We start from the raw sequence: 18,040 nt of genomic DNA, 5'->3' as shown, positions 1-18,040 counted from the left end.
ATCCTTTGGGCCCTAGTGGGCGGCGTCCCCTGATTCAGCCCCGGCCATGCTCGGCCCGATTGCTTCCACCGGCTGGGACAGCGGGACTCCCGAACCGTCCCGGCGTCCGTGCTCCACCGGCAAGGCCCTGGCTACGCCTGCCGCCGAGGAAGCCTTCGCCGGACCATGCCCGGCCCACGCAAGCAGCAGGGTGTCCTCGCCCTTGAGGAACCGGTGTGCGCGGACGCCACCAGTGGCCCGGCCCTTCACCGGGTATTCCTCAAAAGCCGTCACCTTGGCGGTCCCCGGCGCGGTTCCCGGCAGGGCGCCGTTGGTGCCGGCAATGGTCACCACGACGGCGGCAGGATCGCCGGCGCGGACGGCGCCGAAGTGGATGACCTCGTCGCCGGCGGCAAGCTTGATGCCGGCCATGCCACCGGCAGTCCTGCCCTGCGGCCGGACGTTGGCGGCACTGAAGCGCAGGAGCTGGGCCTGCTTGGTGATGAAGACGAGGTCGGTGTCGTCCTCCGGCGCGGGCTCGACGGCGAGGACGGCATCTTTGTCCTTGAGGGAAATGATGTCCCAGTCTTCCCGGTTCAAGGGGTAATCGGGCTGGACGCGCTTGACCACGCCTTGCACCGTGCCGATGGCCAGGACCGCATCCAGCGGGACGAAGGCCACGAGCGTCTCGCCCTTGAGCAGTGTAATGAATTCCTTGGCCGGTACGCCCCCGGCGAGGTTGGGCAGCCCGCTGACAGGCGGCAGGACGGGCATGTCCAGCACCTGGAGGCGCAGCATGCGGCCAAGGGATGTGACGGCACCGATTTCACCGCGGGCGGTGGTCTTGACCACTGAGCGGAACACATCGTGCTTGGTGCGCGGACCGGCCTCGGCCAGGGGTTCCTGGTTGGAGGTCCGGGCGATCTGCCCGGAGACACTCAACAGCGCCCAGCAGGGATCATCCGGTATCTCCAGGGGCAGGGCTGCTGCCTTGCCCTTGGGGCCGGGCGCAGCCATCGACGCCGCGACCGTGGGGGAGACCGCCTCGGACTCCAGGAGTACAGTCCTGCGGGGTGTCCCGTACTTCTCGGCAACGTCGGCGAGCTCACCCGAGACGAGCTCACGCAGGAGCTGGTCTGAACCAAGAATGGCTTCCAAGGCCTCGATCTCCCGGCGCAGCTCCTCCTGTTCCTTTTCGAGCTCGATCCGTGAGTACTTGGTCAGCTGCCGCAGGCGCAGTTCAAGGATGTAGTTGGCCTGGATTTCCGTGAGGTCGTAAATGGACATCAAACGGTCCCGCGCGGCCGCGGCTTCGTCCGAAGAACGGATGACCTGGATGACTTCGTCGATGTCCACGATCGCAATGAGCAAGCCCTCCACCAAGTGGAGGCGGTCCTTTTTCTTGCCGAGCCGGAAACTGGTCCGGCGCCGCACGACGTCCAGTCGATGGTCCACGTAGACCTGGAGGAGCTGCACCAACCCCAGCGTCTGGGGCTGTCCATCCACGAGGGTGACGTTGTTGATCCCGAACGAGTCTTCCATCGGCGAGTAGCGGTAGAGCTGCTGCAGCACGGCGTTGGGGTTGAAGCCGTTCTTCAACTCGATAACCAGGCGGAGCCCGTGGTTACGGTCGGTCAGGTCCACCACATCACTGATGCCGGTCAGCTTCTTGGCATTGACGGCATCCTTGATCCGCTCGATCACCTTCTCCGGGCCCACCATGTAGGGGAGCTCCGTTACCACCAGGCCCGTGCGGCGGGCCGTGAGTTGCTCCACTTCCACCTTGGCCCGCGTCTTGAAGGAACCGCGGCCGGTGGCGTACGCATCACGGATGCCGTCCAGGCCAACAATGCGGCCGCCTGTGGGAAGGTCCGGGCCGGGAATGAAGCGCATGATGTCGTCGAGGGTGGCATCGGGATTGGCAATCAGGTGGCGGGCAGCCGCGATCACTTCCACCAGGTTGTGCGGGGCCATGTTGGTGGCCATGCCCACCGCAATGCCCGTGGTGCCGTTCACCAGCAGGTTGGGGAAGGCAGCCGGGAGAACTTCCGGCTGCGTCAGTTGGTTGTCGTAGTTGGGAACGAAATCCACCACGTTCTCGTCGAGGTGGTCGGTCATGGTCAGGGCTGCAGCCGCGAGCCGGGCTTCCGTGTAGCGGGGAGCCGCCGGGCCGTCGTCGAGCGAGCCAAAGTTGCCGTGGCCGTCGATCAGGGGGAGCCGGAGCGAAAAGTCCTGCGCCATGCGCACCATGGCGTCGTAGATGGCTGCGTCGCCGTGCGGGTGCAGCTTGCCCATGACTTCGCCCACCACGCGTGCGCTCTTGACGTGGCCGCGGTCGGGGCGGAGGCCCATGTCGGCCATCATGTAGAGGATGCGCCGCTGTACGGGCTTGAGTCCGTCGCGGGCGTCGGGAAGGGCCCGCGAGTAGATGACCGAGTAGGCGTACTCCAGGAAGGAGCCCTCCATCTCGGAAGTGACGTCAATGTCGACGATCGTCTCGGTGAAATCGCCGAGCGGCTCGCCTTTGCGTGCGGAAGTTTGGCTGCGGGCCATGGGGCAGGTGGATCCTTAAACGTGTACTGCGGATGTTTTAGCTAGGCTAAGCCTATGGTGGATCAGCCCGGGGCCGGCATTTATCCGGAATATTGGGAGGCCGATGTCGTCCTGCGCGACGGCGGAACCGCCCACCTTCGTCCTATTCGGCCCGAGGACGCGGATGCACTGCAGGCATTCCACGCCGGCCAGTCACAGGCCTCCATCTATATGAGGTTCTTCTCCTTCAAGCCCAAGCTGTCCGGCAAGGAAGTCCGGCGTTTCACCGAAGTCGACCACGTCAATCGTGTGGCATTCGTCATCACCATCGGTGGAGAAATCATGGGCGTGGGCCGCTACGACCGGCTCGATGATCCCGCTGAAGCGGAGGTGGCCTTCAATATCTCGGATAAGCACCAAGGCCGGGGTATTGGCTCCATCCTCCTGGAGCACCTTGCCGTGGCTGCCCGGGAGAACGGCATCCGGCGTTTCACAGCCGAGGTCCTCCCGGAAAACCGGAAGATGCTCATGGTCTTCGCCGACGCCGGGTACGACCTCACGCGGCAGTTCGACGATGGCGTGGTCAGCGTCGAATTCAACATCGATCCGACCGAAAAATCCCGGGCCGTCATGGAGTCCCGCGAGCACCGCGCGGAGGCGCGCAGCGTACGCGACTTGCTGGCGCCGTCGTCGGTGGCTGTCATCGGTGCCAGCCGCAAGTGGGGAACAGTCGGCTACCAACTGCTGGAGCACATCATCGAGGGCGGCTTCAAGGGCCCGGTTTATGCGGTGAACCCGGAGGCATTCGAACTGGCGGGCATGCTGTCATTCGGCAAGCTGTCCGAGATTCCCGATCCGGTGCAGCTGGCCATCATCGCCGTGCCGTATGAGGAAGTACCTGCAGTGGTGGCGGATTGCGCTGCAGCCGGCGTCAAAGGGCTCGTCGTGGCCACGGCAGGCTTCGCCGACGACGGCGAACGGGGCCTCGCGCGGCAACACGAGCTGGTTCGGCAGGCCAGGGCGAACGGCATGCGCGTGGTCGGTCCGGAATCCCTCGGAATGCTTAACACGAACCCGGACGTTTCCCTCAACGCGTCCATGGCGCCGTCCATGCCGCCAAGGGGCGGCTTGGGCCTGTTCACGCAGTCGGCCGCAGTCGGGGTGGCCGTGTACGCGGCGGCGAGCCGCAGGCGGCTCGGAATATCCTCCTTTCTTTCCGCGGGAAACCGCGCCGACGTCTCCGGCAATGACGCCATGCAGTACTGGGAAGACGATCCCGATACCTCCGCCGTCGGCTTGTACCTCGAGTCAATCGGCAATCCGCGCAAGTTTTCCCGGCTGGCCCGTCGGTTGTCCCGCAGCAAGCCGGTGATCGTCGCCAAGTCGGACGTCACCGGGCTCCGCCTCCCTCCGGGCCATGAGGTGCGTACTACGCAGGCGCCCTCGGCCGCGTTGGATGCCATGATGCGCCAGGCCGGCGTCATCCGGGTGGATACGATCGAACAGCTGATGGACATTGCCCAGGTGGTCTCCACGCAGCCCCTTCCCAACGGTCCCGGAGTGGCGGTCTTTTCCAATTCGGTCGCCTTGGCCACCGTGGTGGCCGATACCGCCGTTCCGGCCGGACTGGACATTGTCCGGACGGTGACGGACGTGGATCTCGACGCCGGAATGTCCGTTGCGCTGCCGGCTTTCCGGGAGCGGGTGCGGGAGGTCCTGGCGGACGACCACGTCAATGCCCTGGTGGCCGCGCTGCTGCCTGCACGGGGATTAACGGTGGAAGCATTGGCCGGTGTCCTGGCGGAGTGCGCCGAAGAGGCAGGCAAACCTGTGGTCGCGGCGTTCTCCGGAATCCTTGACGCCTCCATCCACGTGGAAGGCTTGGTGGGTGGGCCCGGCAAGCCCCGGCTCCCTTGCTACTCCAATTCGGGCTCGGCTGTGGCAGCGCTGGCAGCCATCGTCGAATATGCCCAGTGGGTGGGCAGGGACCATGGCCTGTTCGCCGAGCCCGAGGGGTGCGATGCCGATGGGACCCGGGAAACACTGGCCGCGATGCTGTCAGGGGTCACAGGCGAAAAGCTGAGGAAGCTCGACGCCGGTGCTGCCGCGACGCTGCTTTCCGGCTACGGCATCAACGTTGTGCCCACGTTCGGCTTTGGCACGCCGGAGGAGGCCGTGGCAGCAGCCGAATCGATCGGCTGGCCGGTGGTCCTCAAGACGACCGATCCGGCCCTAAGGCACAGGCTGGACCTCGGCGGCGTCCGGTTGGACATCCAGGACGCTGCCTCGCTCCGCCAGAACATCGACCAGATGCACCGGGCTTTGAAGCCCTACGGATCGCCGTCCCTGGAACTACAGGCCATGGCTCCGGTCGGCCAGGCGTGCACCTTCCGTGCCATGGAAGATCCCTTGCTTGGTCCGGTGCTGTCTTTCGGATTGGCCGGTGATGCGGTGAACCTCCTGGAAGACTGGGCCCACCGGGTGCCCCCGTTGTCCGCCGCCGACCTCCATGACATCATCCGGTCCCCGCGGGCCTCCCGGAAACTCTTCGGCTACCAAGGCCTGCCGCCCGTGGACGTGGGCGCGCTGGAAGACATCGCCGCCCGCCTGGCCAAGCTGAAGGACGACCATCCCGGGATCGCGTTGGTTGAGCTCAACCCGGTACTTGCAGGCCCAACAGGTGCCACCATCCTCGGTGCCGATGTGTGGATCGCCAACGCGGCCCAACGCACTGACAGTGCCCGCCGGGCGATGCGGGGCTGACTGCTGCCTGATGCGCGGGTAGACGCGCGGGCCCAAGGGATGGGGATAACGGTTAGGAAGTCCTTAGGCGATCTGTGAAAATGGGGGAATGAGCACCCAGTCCCCGACGCCTCAGTCCCGTCCGTCCAACACCGGCCACCATTCCGGGCAAAACCACAGCTCACAGGGACAAAGCCTGGACCAGGCGCTGCAGCAGGCGGGCTTCTACCCCCGCCTTGTGGCCGACGTCGTGAACGACGCCCTGGATGGCAGGGACTGCCTGTCCCACCTGGTGCACTTGGAAACCCATTTCGACCGTGCCGAGGTCAGGCGCCACATCACCGTTCTGGTGCTCACCGAGGACATGCTGGTCATCACCCATGTGGACGACCAGCAGCTGGACGAAGCCGGTGAGCAGATTGTTGCGCAGATTTCCACCGAGTCCGTGCCCGTGGCGCAAATCCGGTCCGTGGTGCTGAGCTACATCTACGCCCAGCCGCAGGACTACAAACCGTCGGACCCCGTGCGGGAACTGACCGTGTCCATCGCCTGGTCCGGCGGACAGCGATTGGACATGGGGCCGGCCAGTTGCGGTGATCCGCAGTGCGAAGCGGACCACGGCTACACGGGCACCATCGCCCAGGAGGACATTGTCTTGCGCATCAGTGCAGAGGCCGACGGGCTCCAGGCAGTCCAGGACGCGAAAGTTTTCGCGAGGGCTTTGCGCGCTGTCAATACAGGCCAGCAAACACCGGTTCCGCACGCCGGCATCCCCGCTCCGCGGCCACGCTCAGGTGTCTTCAGCAACCGGCTAAGCCGCGGGCACCAGCGTTGAGCGTGGCTGCCCAACCCGATCCCCTTGCGGCGCCCGATCTTCCCTCACCGCCCCTTTTTGGCAGTAAATCCATAGCGGAAGTCTTCACCAGCGCTGCGGCAAGCCTGGGCCTTCCGGGGTTCAGCAACCACCTCAAGCTTCCCGCGGCGGACCGGGTTTGCGTGGTCCTGGCGGACGGCTTGGGCCGCGGGCTCCTGAAACAGAAGGCTTCACACACGCCCTTCCTCCGCTCAGTCGTGGCGGGCGGCCAAGGGAGCGTCCCAACCTGGATTGACGCGGCCTTTCCCAGCACCACGGCAGCATCGCTGGCCAGCCTGGGCACAGGCAGGCCGGCGGGACACCACGGGATGGTTGGGTACGACGTCCTGGACCCGGCCCAGGACAAGGTTGTCAATTTGCTGGGCAACTGGGATGCCCTGGTTGATCCCGCTGTTTGGCAGCCGCACCGCACGGTTTTTGAGCAAGTGGCCAACGAGGTCGACGTCGTTACGGTGAGCCTGCCCCAGTTTGGCAACTCACCCATGACGCAGGCCGCTTTGCGGGGCAGCCGCTTCGTCGGCGGGACCACCTTGCATTCACGCACCGCATCCGCAGGCGAGGCAATGTCCGGCAGCCCCCGTTCCCTGATGTACTTCTACGTCAATGAACTGGACAAGGCGGGCCACCGCTACGGCTGCCAGTCCGCACGGTGGGAACACCAGCTCGAAGAACTCGACGCCACCGTGAAGCGGCTGTCGGCGTCCCTGCCGGCCGGTACCACCATTGTGGTCACGGGGGATCACGGGATGCTTGACGTCCCGGAGTCGCAGCGCCTGGACTATTCCGCAGATCCCGCGCTGGTGGCAGGTGTCCGGCATACAGCCGGCGAACCCCGCATGGTCCATCTCTACCTCGAACCGGATGCCGGGAACACCGTAAAGGAAGAGCTCATCGCTGCCTGGCGGAAGCGCTTCGGGGAGCGCGTATGGGTCTTCACCCGCGAGCAGGCCATAGCGGCCGGGCTCTTCGGCGAGGTCCAGGCCCAGGTTGCTCCCCGGATCGGTGATGTCATGATCGCGGCCCGGGACACCCTCGCGCTCTACGATGCCCGGCGCGTGCGCCCTGCCGCCATGGAAGTCGTGGGCCAGCATGGTTCCCTGACCAAAGCCGAAAGGGAAGTCCCGTTCCTTTGCTTTACGGCGACCGGCAGAAAAGGCGCCCGTGGCTGAACTGGTTTTCTTCTCCGGAACGATGGACTGCGGAAAATCCACGCTCGCCCTGCAAATGGATTACAACCACCGGGCCAGGGGCAGGGGAGGGGTGAGGTTCAGCTGCAATGACCGCGCCGGTGACTCCACCATCTCCAGCAGGCTCGGCCTGCAGACGGATGCCGTTGAAGTGCACGGCAGCACGGATTTCTGGGACGAGGTAGTGGTCCGCAGAACCAGCGGGCTGCGCGTCGACTACCTCATCTGTGATGAAGCCCAGTTCTATGCCCCCGCCCAAGTGGAGCAATTGGCGCGCCTCGTGGACGAGATGGACGTGGACGTCTTCGCGTTCGGCATCACCGCCGATTTCCGGACCAAGCTGTTTCCCGGGTCCCAGCGGCTGATCGAGCTTGCCGACAGGGTCCAGGTCCTGCAGGTAGAGGCTCTCTGCTGGTGCGGCCGCCGTGCTACCCAGAACGCCAGGACCGTCAACGGCATCATGGTGGTGGAAGGCGAACAGGTGATGGTAGGTGACGTCGCTTCCAGCGGGAGCGACGTGGAACCCGCTGGCCTGGTGGGGTACGAGACCCTGTGCCGGCGGCACTACATGCGGAGGGTAACGGCCCATGGTGCCAACCTCATGGCCGGCTCGGACCAGACGTTGCCTTTCGACGTCGACGCGTGCCTGTGGCCCGGCGCGGGCGACATACGGGCTTAGTCGCCACGCTTAGTCGCCGCGGGCACCAAACACGATCTCGTCCCAGCTGGGGATGCTGGAGCGCTTGGGGCGTGAAGGCTGCCGTTCCACGGGTGCTTCGTCGCCTTTTGCTCCAGGGCGTTCCTTCGCCTCGGTGTCCTGGTGCTCTGTTGCCGTGTGCACGCGTGAGGTCCGGCTTTCCGCAGAGGCCGATCCACCCAACAGCTCATCCAGGCCGGGGCGCTTCACCGGAGTAGCAGGCTTGACACTGTCCTTGGCTTCCTCTTCAGGGTGCGGCTCGCTTGGGGCCTTGCGACCCTCCAAAGGGGCCACGGGACGAAGGGGGCCGGCAACCACGGTGATTTCGCGGGTTTCCGTACTGACGCCGTCGTGCAGCCGGAGGGAATCGTCGGCGTCGTCCGCGTCCGAATGCCGCGGCGCCAGGCTGAGCCTGCTCAACATTGACTGGCGGCTGTCCTTGCGCGCAGGGGGAGACTCGGCAGGGATTTCGACGGCGGGGTCCTGGCCGGTTTCCTCGGCTGACCCGTCGTCCTCGGGCCTCGGGTGGGCCGCTGGCACGTTGCTGAGCAACACGGCCAGGGCGTCGTCAGCGTCCTCGTCCACGCCCAGGCGTTGCCCCCGGCGGGAGCGCAACATTTCCAGGAGGTTATCCGAATCCTTGGCCGCGGCGCGGCCGGCAGCCTGGGCATCGGCTTCGAAGTCGAAGGGACGGTCCGAAACCGCCGTCAGGCGACGGGCCGGGACGGGGCCATCAAGGGGCTCGAGTTCGCTGAGCTGCTGCGCCCACCGGTTGGCGTTCTGCAGTGCTTTCCGTTGCGGACTGAAAGTCCACATGGCGGGCGGTTCCTCCCCGATGCTTCCGGCCGCGGCCGGTACGGCCTCGAAACGCGCGACGACGGTCCACGAACCGTCTGCCCGGCGCCAGGAATCCCATTCAACGGTGGAGGGGTCAATGCCGTGTGCCGACAGCCGGTGTCCGACCATCTCTTCAAGGGTGGCGGGGTTGTCCCCGAAGGCAGTGCGGTAAGCGTCGTGGCCGGGTACCGGGGAAGCCACTTCAACCTTGCGGGCTTGCTGGGCCACGTAGTCACGCTCGGCGAGGACAGGGCCTTCGTACCGCTGGACGTTGGCCAGGGGGAGGCCGGAAAGTTCGGCAACCTCCGCTGCGGTGGCGCCGCTGCGGATCCGGGCCTGGATGTCCCGGGGCGACATGGCCACGGGAGTGATCGATGCCCGCGCGGCAACCTGGGCAGGGGTCCGGCTCGCCGCGGCACGCAAGGCCTCGTCGATCGGAAGCTGGAACATCGCACCGCCGGGTCCGCTCAGGAGCAGATGCCCGCCGTCGTCGTGGACGCCTACCAGCCGTAGATCCTGCATAACACCCTCCACCACATGGCATAACTGACATTCGAAACTCTGCCACCCAAGCAGGCCTTTTCCTGTTAGGAGAAAGGGCGTGCCGTGATATTGGCGCTCAAAGCGGTGATATTGGCGGCCCACGCGTCCATCTTGGCGGCGAAGTGCGCCGTTTTTTCCGGGTGCTCGGACCGGTTGCGGACCCTATGGACAAAGCCTGCCGGGAGGAGGAAAATCTGGCCGATAATCGGGCACAAAAACGCGGTGCCCGGTGTTACATGTGAACATCCGGGCGTGCCGCCCAGCGAACCGCCCGGTCCAAACCACTGCCTGTATTAAGGACGAAGAAGGACCATGGCCACGGACTACGATGCCCCTCGGAAGACCGAGGAAGACGTCAGCGAGGACTCCATTGAGGAGCTCAAGACGCGTCAGCCGGGAAAACAATCCTCGGCGGTGGATGTCGACGAGACTGAACTGGCCGAGGGCTTCGAACTCCCCGGAGCGGACCTTTCCGGCGAAGAACTGCTCATCCAGGTGATGCCGCCGCAGGCGGACGAATTCACGTGCTTCAACTGCTTCTTGGTGAAGCACCGTTCACAGATTGCTGCGGAGCGCAACGGGCACCTCTACTGCACGGAGTGCGAGGGCTAAGGGCGCTGTTCCCGGGTTTCGGTCAGGGGCCCGGTTTCGGTCAGGGCAGCCACCAGTTCTTCCGGTCTGCGTGACGACGTGAGCCAATAGGGGGTCCGGTCGGCCGGATCGGTGATCTGGATCTTCACCACGGGATCGATCCAGCCCCGGAAGCACATAAAGGCGAGTCCGTTAAGGCGCGGGCCGCGCTCGGCGGTGGCTTCGGCGCCCCGGAAGGATTCAACGGTCCCGACGAACTTGCGCTCGATGCTGGCCCGCCCGACGCGCAGGTTGGTGCCGGAGACGGTGATAGTGGGCGTCGACAGGATCAGCAGCGTGGCGATGATCGTGAGCAGGACCAGTGCGGCGATGATGCCGGCGGCAGCGCTGATGGGGGAGAACATCAGGATTCCCGCACCCGAAAGCCCCACGGAGATGACCCAGATCCATGGTGAGGGCCAGAGTTTTTCCTTGAAGAGGAACTCCGGCGCCGAAGAAGCGTTCCGGGCAGGCATGGAGGCGGACTGGTCAGGCGTAGGCATGCACCCAGCTTATCCGTCGGCGTGGACCCACGTAGAATGGACGACTGTGAGCAACGAGACCGCAGTATTCAGCACAGACGCCGGCGCAAGCGGGACGGGAACCGACAACCATGGGACGTATGGAGCTCCTACGCTCGAGGTCCGGTTGAAGATGCTTGACGAAGGACTCGAAGCACCGTCCTACGCCCACCCCGGTGATGCCGGCGCCGACCTCCGCGCCCGTGAGGACGTTTATCTTGCACCGGGGGAACGGAAGCTGGTTCCCACCGGCGTTTCCATTGCCCTGCCCAACGGCTTCGTGGCGCTGATCCACCCCCGTTCCGGATTGGCCACCAAGCACGGCCTGACCGTCGTCAACGCCCCCGGCACCGTGGACGCAGGCTACCGTGGCGAAATCGCCGTGACGCTCCTGAACACGGACCAGCACAAGGCCATCGAACTGAAGCGCGGCGATAGAATTGCCCAAATGGTGATCCAGCGCGTCGAGTACGCGCGCTTCGTGGCCGTCGACGAACTGAGCGGGTCGGCACGGGGTGCCGGTGGCTTCGGTTCCACCGGAGGCTTCGCCACGCCCGTCGCCTGATCCGGGGCAGGCGACCCGCCAAGGCATACATTTCACGCGTGAAAGAGCAGCCCCTCCGGCATTGCCGAACTTTGACGCGGTTGCGGTTTACTGGGGGATAGACCACTACTAAGGAGACAACCCACATGGTTATTGGGCGCAAGAAGTCCAAGGCTGACCGGCCTGAATCCGCAGACTCCGAGCTGGAAAGCACCGGCGGCTCCGCAGCGGGAGAACCCGGCAAGGGCGACCTCCGCCAGAGCAAGGGCCCGTGGGACATCGACGAAGTGGAGGACCGCGACGGCTACGTAAACCTGGGCGCCCTCCTGATCGCTCCCACCGAAGGCCTGCAGTTGCGGCTCGAGGTGGAGGAAGCCACGCAGCGCGTGGTGGCAGTCACCATGGACCTGGGCGGTTCGAGCCTCCAGCTCCAGGCGTTTGCCGCGCCACGCTCCGAGGGCCTCTGGGAGGAGATCCGGGAGCAGATCAGCCAGTCCGTGGCCAGCCAGGGCGGTGAATCGGAAGAGATCGAAGGCGCTTTCGGAATCGAACTGGTCGCCAAGCTTCCCGCCGAAGCTGCCGATGGCAGCCGCGGATACCGTGCTGCCCGCTTCATGGGTGTGGACGGCCCGCGCTGGTTCCTTCGGGGCGTTCTTGGCGGAGCTGCGGCCCTGGAGCGCGAGGCTGCTGCCCCGCTGGAGGATCTCTTCCGCCAGGTGGTGGTGGTCCGCGGTGGAAACCCGATGCCGCCAAGGGAACTGCTCCAGTTGCGCCTGCCCAAGGATGCCGCGGCCCAACCGCCGGCGCCCCAGGGCGGACCCGGAGTCCAGCGTCCGGAACGGGGCCCGGAGATCACCCAGATTGGCTGAATCACCAGGGCTGCCCGCCCGGGAAGGCCGCTCCGGGCCTTCCGGTCAGGGCATTAAGGACTTGCCGGTCCGCGGCAGGGCCACCTGTACGGGCTTTATTGAGTCCGTCACCCATCAGCCGCCCAGCGAGCAACCGTTCTTCTCCGCAATCGTGGTTGATGCGCTGGAGCATGGCTCATTGTTGGCGGGCAGGGGCGGCAGTTCCCGGAAGTCCTACCAGCGGCTGCGCGTCGTGTGGTTGGGCCGCACCCGGGTGCCCGGCATCGAAGCCGGGGTCCAGCTGCGTTTGAACGGCATGGTGGCCCCGGTCGGCGGGCTTCCCACCATGTTCAACCCCCGGTACGAAATACTTTCCCGTCAGGAGAACCAATGACCGTGGCCAACGGATCCGATCCCAAAGACGGCAACCCGCCACAGCCGCCCTCCGAAGGCACTCCGGCCGGCCCGGCTGCAGATCACCGGCGGGCTGCCCCTGAACCCGGAACCGCAAATCCTACTGTGGCGGACCTTGCAGCGGGCTACGCCCAAAAAGCGGGCCTGCACCGCAACAGCGCCGGCCATGTTGACATGCTGAAGTCGGCCGGCGGAATCCAGGGAATTGCCGAAAGTATCCTGCCCGGCCTGGTCTTCCTGGTGGCTTTTACCATTACCCGGGACCTGACCCTCTCCTTGGTCGGCGCCCTTGCTGCTGCCGCCGTCTTCACGGTGGTGCGGTTGGTTCAAAAGCGGCCGTTGACCCAAGCGCTGGCCGGCGTGGTCGGCGTCGGTATTTCCGCGTGGCTGGCCAACAGCACCGGCAAGGCCGAAGACTTCTATGTCCTGGGTTTCCTGACCAATGCCGCTTACATAGCGGGCATGGTCCTGTCCATCATCCTCAAATGGCCCCTCGCCGGGCTGCTGTTCGGCTTTGTCCGGAACGAAGGGCTGGACTGGCGCAAGGACCCCGAACGCCTGCGGGTCTATCAGCTGGGCACATGGATTGTGGTGGCCGTCCTGGCCCTGCGCCTTGTAGTGCAGGTTCCGCTGTACCTCATGGGTGAGGAAGGGCTGACCGCGCTTGCCACCACGAGGCTCCTCATGGGCGCGCCGCTGTACATTTTGGGACTGTGGGTTGCCTGGCTGGTCACCAAGCCTGCGCCTCAGCCGTCGAACCCGTCGTCCTCCACGGACTGATCCGGGACCGGAACTGCTCCCTCGCGATGGTCGCTGCCGTCCGTTGATCCCGGGGAGAGCAGTGCGCGCAGCCCGTCTTCAGCCGCGATCGTGGTGACGAAGAAGAGCTCGTCGCCGCCGTCCAGGACGTCGTCGCGGCTCGGTGTGATGGGGGCTTGATCGCGGAGGATGGCCACCAGGGTGGCATCCTCCGGCCATTCGATGTCTCCCACCGTGCTGCCGATGATGTGCGAGTCGTGCGGCACGGTGAACTCGACGATCGACGCCACGCCCGTCTGCAGCGTCAGGAGCCGGACGATGTCCCCGATTTCGACGGCCTCTTCAACCAGCGCCGTCATCAATTGCGGAGTATTGACTGCGACGTCCACGCCCCAGGAGTCGTTGAACATCCAGTCGTTCTTGGGATTGTTGACCCGGCCGACGGTTCGTCCCACGCCGAATTCGGTCTTGGCGAGCAGGGAAACCACCAGGTTCACCTTGTCGTCGCCGGTTGCGGAAACCACGACGTCGGCGTCCTCCAGTTTGGCGTCCTGCAGGGTGCTGAGTTCGCAGGCATCGCCCACCAGCCATCGGGCACCGCGGAGTCCGCTGCGGCCGATGACCTCGGGTTTCAGGTCGATGAGGAGTATTTGGTGGTTGTGGGCCAGGAGTTCGCGCGCAATGGAGGATCCAACGCTGCCGGCGCCGACGATGACAACTTTCACTACGACTCCTTGGCAGGTGCTTTGGCGAGGACACGGCTGATCTCGGTTGTCCTGTCAACGCTGATCATCGCGTGGACGGTGTCACCCTCCTGGTAGGACGTTCCGGGCCCGGGAAGGAGGCCTTCCCCGAACCGGGTGAGAAACGCGATCCGGATGCCGGCTGCAGCCTCAATGGCGGCGAGGTTCTGGCCTATCCAGCCGTCGTGGAGGTCAACTTCGGCCAGCACCAGCCGGCCGGACGGTTCCCGGTAGTCACCGGCAAGGTGTTGCTCGGGGAGGATGCGGCGCAGGACCTGGTCCGCGCTCCACCGCACCGCCGCCACGGTGGGGATGCCAAGGCGCTGGTAGATTTCCGCGCGGCCGGGGTCGTAGATGCGGGCCACAACGTGCGCGACGTGGAACGTTTCCCGTGCCACGCGGGTGGCCAGGATGTTGGAGTTATCGCCGCTGGAAACGGCCGCGAATGCGTAGGCCTCTTCAACGCCGGCTTGCTTGAGGGTATCGCGGTCGAAGCCGACGCCCGTTACTTTGCGGCCGGTAAAAGTGTTGCGGAGGCGGCGGAAGGCCCGCTCGTCCTGGTCAATGATGGCCACCGAGTGGCCGGAGTCTTCCAAGGTGTGTGCCAAGGTTGCGCCAACACGGCCACAACCCATGATCACGAAGTGCGCCACCGTGTCTCCTTTTGATGTATCCGAACCGCTCCGTATGACTTTACCGGTGCGAACGTCGCGTTGACGTTACCGCAGTCATGACACCGCCGGGGTTTCCCGTCATGACATCGCCGGGGATTCAGAGTAGCTTTGCGGAGTGCTGACAATACTGAATGCGGCCAAGCGGGTATTGGTGGGTCGGCCGGTCCGGAATGACCGCTTGTCCCACACCTTGCTGCCCAAACGCATTGCGCTGCCGGTCTTCGCCTCGGATGCGCTTTCTTCCGTGGCCTACGCGCCGGATGAGATCCTTCTGACCCTCGCCCTGGCCGGGGTCAGTGCCGTTGCCTTTTCGCCGCTGGTGGGACTCGCCGTCATGGTGGTCTTGCTCACGGTGGTTGCTTCCTACCGGCAGAACGTCCACGCCTACCCGTCCGGTGGCGGCGACTACGAGATCGCCAATGTCAACCTGGGCAAGTATGCGGGACTCACCGTGGCTTCGGCACTGTTGGTGGACTACGTCCTCACGGTTGCCGTGTCCATGTCATCGGCGGCCACTTACCTGACCACTGCCATCCCTTCACTGCACGGCCAGCAGGCCCTCATTGCGAGTGTCGGCGTCGTGGTCCTTGCCTTGGTGAACCTGCGCGGCGTCAAGGAGGCCGGCAGCGTCTTTGCCGTGCCGACCTACATCTTTATGGCCTCCATCCTGGGCATGACGGTGGTTGGCATCTTCCAGGCGCTGACCGGGCAGCTGGGTGAGGCTCCCTCAGCCAACTTCACGATTGTTCCGCAGCCCGGATTCGATGAAGGCCTGGTGGGCCTCGCCGGCGCCTTCCTTCTCCTGCGTGCGTTCTCCTCCGGTGCGGCTGCGCTGACCGGCGTCGAGGCCATCAGCAACGGCGTGCCCAACTTCCAGAAGCCAAAGAGCAAGAACGCAGCCACCACGCTGCTGTTGCTGGGGGCCATCGCAGCCGCCATGCTGGCCGGCATCCTTTATTTGGCCAATGCCACCAAGGTGCACATCGTCCTGGACCCCGCAACCGAGTTCCTGGTGGACGGCAAGCCCCTCCCGGAGGGATACATCCAGAACCCTGCCATCAGCCAGATCGCAGACACGATTTTCGGTGCAGGGTCGATTCCTTTCTACATTGTGGTTGCAGCCACCGGCATCATCCTGGTGTTTGCCTCCAATACCGCCTTCAACGGCTTTCCGGTCCTTGGTTCGATCCTCGCCCAGGACGGCTACCTCCCCAGGCAGCTCCGCACGCGCGGCGACAGGCTGGCGTTCAGCAACGGCGTCCTGGCTTTGGCCGCGGGCGCGTTGGTGCTGATCCTGTCGTTCGATGCCGATGTCACCAAGCTGATCCAGTTGTACATCGTGGGCGTGTTCATTTCGTTCACGGCGAGCCAGCTGGGCATGGTGCGGCACTGGGGCCGCGAGTTGAAACTCGTCCGGGACAAAGCCCTCCGGCGGAGGATGATCAAATCACGCACCATCAACATGGTGGGCTTCGGCATGACTGCGCTGGTGCTGGTGATCGTGTTGATCACCAAGTTCGAACAGGGCGCGTGGATCGCCCTCCTGGCCATGTTCATCCTGTTCCTGATCATGTGGAGCATCCGGGCCCACTATGACAACGTCGCCAAGGAACTGGCCGTCGACGAAGACTCTTCGCCCCGTGCACTGCCCACACGGGTGCACGCAGTCCTGCTGGTCTCCCATGTCCGTAAACCGGTGCTTCGTGCGCTTGCCTATGCCCGCGCATCCCGTCCTTCCCGCCTGGACGCCATCACGGTGGACATCAACGCAGAAGAGACTGAGCATACGGTCCGGGATTGGGAGAAGCTCGAAATTCCCGTACCCTTGACTGTCCTCGCCAGTCCGTACCGCGAGACGGTGACGCCCATCATGGAATACATCAAGAACATGCGGAAAGACTCTCCGCGGGACCTGATCGTGGTGTACATCCCCGAATACGTGGTGGGCAAATGGTGGGAACAGCTGGTCCATAACCAAACCGCACTGAGAATCAAGACGCGGCTCCACTTCGAACCCGGCGTCATGGTCGCCAGCGTTCCGTGGCAGCTGAAGTCCTCCGAAGAAGCAAAGGCACTGCAGGATACCCAATGACCCCCAAGGAAACTTCCACCCGGTCCCACGAAGCGGGCAGCCAGGGCGCTCCAGGCACAGAACTGGTGGTGGACATCGGTCCTATTGCCCACGGGGGCCACTTCGTGGCACGGCATGAGGGGCGGGTCATCTTCGTCCGCCACGGAATACCCGGCGAAAAGGCACGTATCCGGCTTACCGACTCCGGTGCGGAATCGCGCTTCTGGCGTGCCGACGTCGTCGACGTCCTGGAACCTTCACCCGACCGCGTGCCGCACGTCTGGAAGAGCGCCGATTCACCCTCCGCCTGGCGGCGCGGCGGTCCGCCCGTGGGCGGTGCTGAGCTCGGGCACATTGCCTTGGAGCGGCAACGCTCCCTTAAGTCCGAGGTTCTCGCCGAACAGTTGAAACGGTTGTCGGGATTGGAACTGTCCGTGCCTGTCGAGGCTGTGGGAAACGACGACGACGGCGGCCTCGGCTGGCGTACGCGTGCCGCCTTTGCGGTCACGGACAACGGCCGGCTGGGTATGCACGCCCACCGTTCGGACGTTGTGGTTCCGGTGCGGGAGATGCCGCTTGCCCACCCCGGCATCAACCAGCTGCGGTTGTGGGAGGTGGACCTGACCGGGATCGAGCGCGTGGAAGTCGCCGCGCCTGCCAACGGTTCGAGGCCCCTGGTGCTCTTGGCGCCCCGCGAAGGGACAAGCCCCAAGCGCCTGCACTCCATAGCGTCCGCCTTGCCGGAGGACGTGTCGGTTGCCGGCTTCGAACCCAACGGACAGGTGGTCCGGCTCCGCGGCAGGACCTGGGTGCAGGAATCGGCGGCGGGCCACGAATACCGCGTGACGGGGGAGGGGTTCTGGCAAATCCACAAGGATGCACCCGCCACGTTGGTCAATGCGGTCACCGACTACCTCTCGGGCGGGGGCTACCTCCAGCCCGGTGCCGTCGTCGCGGATCTCTATGCCGGTGCCGGGCTGTTCACGGCACCCCTCGCTGATGCCGTGGGAATTACCGGTTCGGTGCTTTCGGTGGAGGGTTCGCCGGGAACGAGCCGCGACGCGAAGAAGAACCTCCATGGCCAAAGCCAGGTCGAAATCGTGCAGGGGCGCGTTGAGCGCGTACTCCACCAGCGGCAGAGGAACTTTGATGCCCTCATCCTGGACCCGCCCCGGGCAGGGGCGGGCAAGGCCGTGGTTCGGCAGCTCATGGAGAGCGGCCCCCGTGCAATTGCCTATGTGTCATGCGATCCGGCATCGTTTGCGCGTGATTTGGGTTACTTCCAGCGGGGTGGCTGGCAGCTGTCGGAACTGCGGGCGTTCGACCTGTACCCGCACACCCATCACATGGAAACCGTGGGCTTGCTTATCCCCGGAGCATAGGTCCGGGGGCAACAGGCCCGCACAGTAGTGGGGCAATAGTGATTCGAGCCACTACGATTGCCT

The 18,040-nt window shown here is 65.0% G+C and carries 16 protein-coding genes; 11 read left to right on the top strand and 5 right to left on the bottom strand.

What is annotated here, in order from left to right; translation table 11 throughout:
* Positions 1–12 precede the first annotated feature (12 nt).
* Positions 13–2,532: a DNA topoisomerase (ATP-hydrolyzing) subunit A gene (locus HMI59_RS13075; protein ID WP_193591560.1), complete on the bottom strand. Its 2,520-nt coding sequence runs from the start codon at positions 2,530–2,532 to the stop codon at positions 13–15.
* 54 nt (positions 2,533–2,586) lie between these two features.
* On the opposite strand from HMI59_RS13075, the gene HMI59_RS13070 reads away from it, so the two are divergent.
* From HMI59_RS13070 to HMI59_RS13055, 4 genes are all read left to right on the top strand, one after another.
* Positions 2,587–5,274 carry a bifunctional GNAT family N-acetyltransferase/acetate--CoA ligase family protein gene (locus HMI59_RS13070; protein WP_193591559.1) on the top strand — a complete coding sequence of 896 codons (2,688 nt, stop codon included), beginning with the start codon at positions 2,587–2,589 and terminating at the stop codon, positions 5,272–5,274.
* An 88-nt stretch (positions 5,275–5,362) separates the two neighbouring features.
* On the top strand, positions 5,363–6,088 hold the full coding sequence (locus HMI59_RS13065) for a DUF5998 family protein (RefSeq protein WP_193591558.1): 726 nt from the start codon (positions 5,363–5,365) through the stop codon (positions 6,086–6,088).
* Positions 6,085–7,296, top strand: a complete 1,212-nt coding sequence (locus HMI59_RS13060) for an alkaline phosphatase family protein (protein ID WP_193591557.1) — start codon at positions 6,085–6,087, stop codon at positions 7,294–7,296. The genes HMI59_RS13065 and HMI59_RS13060 overlap by 4 nt, the downstream gene beginning before the upstream one ends.
* Positions 7,289–7,993 (top strand): thymidine kinase, encoded by a 705-nt coding sequence (locus HMI59_RS13055; RefSeq protein WP_193591556.1) that lies wholly within the window; start codon positions 7,289–7,291, stop codon positions 7,991–7,993. Before HMI59_RS13060 ends, HMI59_RS13055 begins: the two co-directional genes overlap by 8 nt.
* Before the next feature lie 9 nt (positions 7,994–8,002).
* On the opposite strand, the gene sepH is transcribed toward HMI59_RS13055, so the two are convergent.
* Positions 8,003–9,370: a septation protein SepH gene (gene sepH / locus HMI59_RS13050; RefSeq protein ID WP_193591555.1), complete on the bottom strand. Its 1,368-nt coding sequence runs from the start codon at positions 9,368–9,370 to the stop codon at positions 8,003–8,005.
* A gap of 333 nt (positions 9,371–9,703) precedes the next feature.
* Here sepH and HMI59_RS13045 point away from each other — a divergent pair, with 333 nt between their 5' ends.
* A complete protein-coding gene (locus HMI59_RS13045; protein WP_021473108.1) occupies positions 9,704–10,003 on the top strand; it encodes a DUF4193 domain-containing protein in 300 nt (99 codons plus the stop codon).
* On the opposite strand, the gene HMI59_RS13040 is transcribed toward HMI59_RS13045, so the two are convergent.
* A complete protein-coding gene (locus HMI59_RS13040; protein ID WP_193593761.1) occupies positions 10,000–10,497 on the bottom strand; it encodes a DUF3093 domain-containing protein in 498 nt (165 codons plus the stop codon). The genes HMI59_RS13045 and HMI59_RS13040 overlap by 4 nt on opposite strands.
* 73 nt (positions 10,498–10,570) lie before the next feature.
* On the opposite strand from HMI59_RS13040, the gene dut reads away from it, so the two are divergent.
* From dut to HMI59_RS13020, 4 genes are all read left to right on the top strand, one after another.
* Entirely contained in the window at positions 10,571–11,107 is a 537-nt protein-coding gene (gene dut, locus HMI59_RS13035) for a dUTP diphosphatase (RefSeq protein ID WP_227471384.1), read from the top strand.
* Positions 11,108–11,232: 125 nt separating this feature from the next.
* Positions 11,233–11,955, top strand: coding sequence for a DUF3710 domain-containing protein (locus tag HMI59_RS13030; protein WP_193591553.1), 723 nt, complete (start codon positions 11,233–11,235; stop codon positions 11,953–11,955).
* Positions 11,948–12,328, top strand: a complete 381-nt coding sequence (locus HMI59_RS13025; protein WP_227471383.1) for a hypothetical protein — start codon at positions 11,948–11,950, stop codon at positions 12,326–12,328. Before HMI59_RS13030 ends, HMI59_RS13025 begins: the two co-directional genes overlap by 8 nt.
* A complete protein-coding gene (locus HMI59_RS13020) occupies positions 12,325–13,128 on the top strand; it encodes a DUF3159 domain-containing protein (RefSeq protein WP_193591552.1) in 804 nt (267 codons plus the stop codon). The genes HMI59_RS13025 and HMI59_RS13020 overlap by 4 nt, the downstream gene beginning before the upstream one ends.
* Here the strand turns inward: HMI59_RS13020 and HMI59_RS13015 are convergent.
* Positions 13,095–13,832 (bottom strand): TrkA family potassium uptake protein, encoded by a 738-nt coding sequence (locus HMI59_RS13015; RefSeq protein WP_062096184.1) that lies wholly within the window; start codon positions 13,830–13,832, stop codon positions 13,095–13,097. The genes HMI59_RS13020 and HMI59_RS13015 overlap by 34 nt on opposite strands.
* Entirely contained in the window at positions 13,832–14,503 is a 672-nt protein-coding gene (locus tag HMI59_RS13010) for a TrkA family potassium uptake protein (protein ID WP_021473101.1), read from the bottom strand. The genes HMI59_RS13015 and HMI59_RS13010 overlap by 1 nt, the downstream gene beginning before the upstream one ends.
* A gap of 136 nt (positions 14,504–14,639) precedes the next feature.
* On the opposite strand from HMI59_RS13010, the gene HMI59_RS13005 reads away from it, so the two are divergent.
* Complete coding sequence (locus HMI59_RS13005) at positions 14,640–16,616, top strand: APC family permease (RefSeq protein WP_069695715.1); 1,977 nt, start codon at positions 14,640–14,642, stop codon at positions 16,614–16,616.
* A complete protein-coding gene (locus tag HMI59_RS13000) occupies positions 16,613–17,977 on the top strand; it encodes a class I SAM-dependent RNA methyltransferase (RefSeq protein WP_193591551.1) in 1,365 nt (454 codons plus the stop codon). The genes HMI59_RS13005 and HMI59_RS13000 overlap by 4 nt, the downstream gene beginning before the upstream one ends.
* The last annotated feature ends 63 nt before the right edge of the window (positions 17,978–18,040 follow it).

Origin of the sequence: Paenarthrobacter sp. YJN-5, from assembly GCF_015040095.1 — a bacterium.
In the GTDB taxonomy this organism is placed as follows: Bacteria; Actinomycetota; Actinomycetes; order Actinomycetales; family Micrococcaceae; genus Arthrobacter; species Arthrobacter ureafaciens.
The sequence above is the reverse complement of the archived record's forward strand: the minus strand, read 5'-3'. Positions and strand labels throughout refer to the sequence as shown.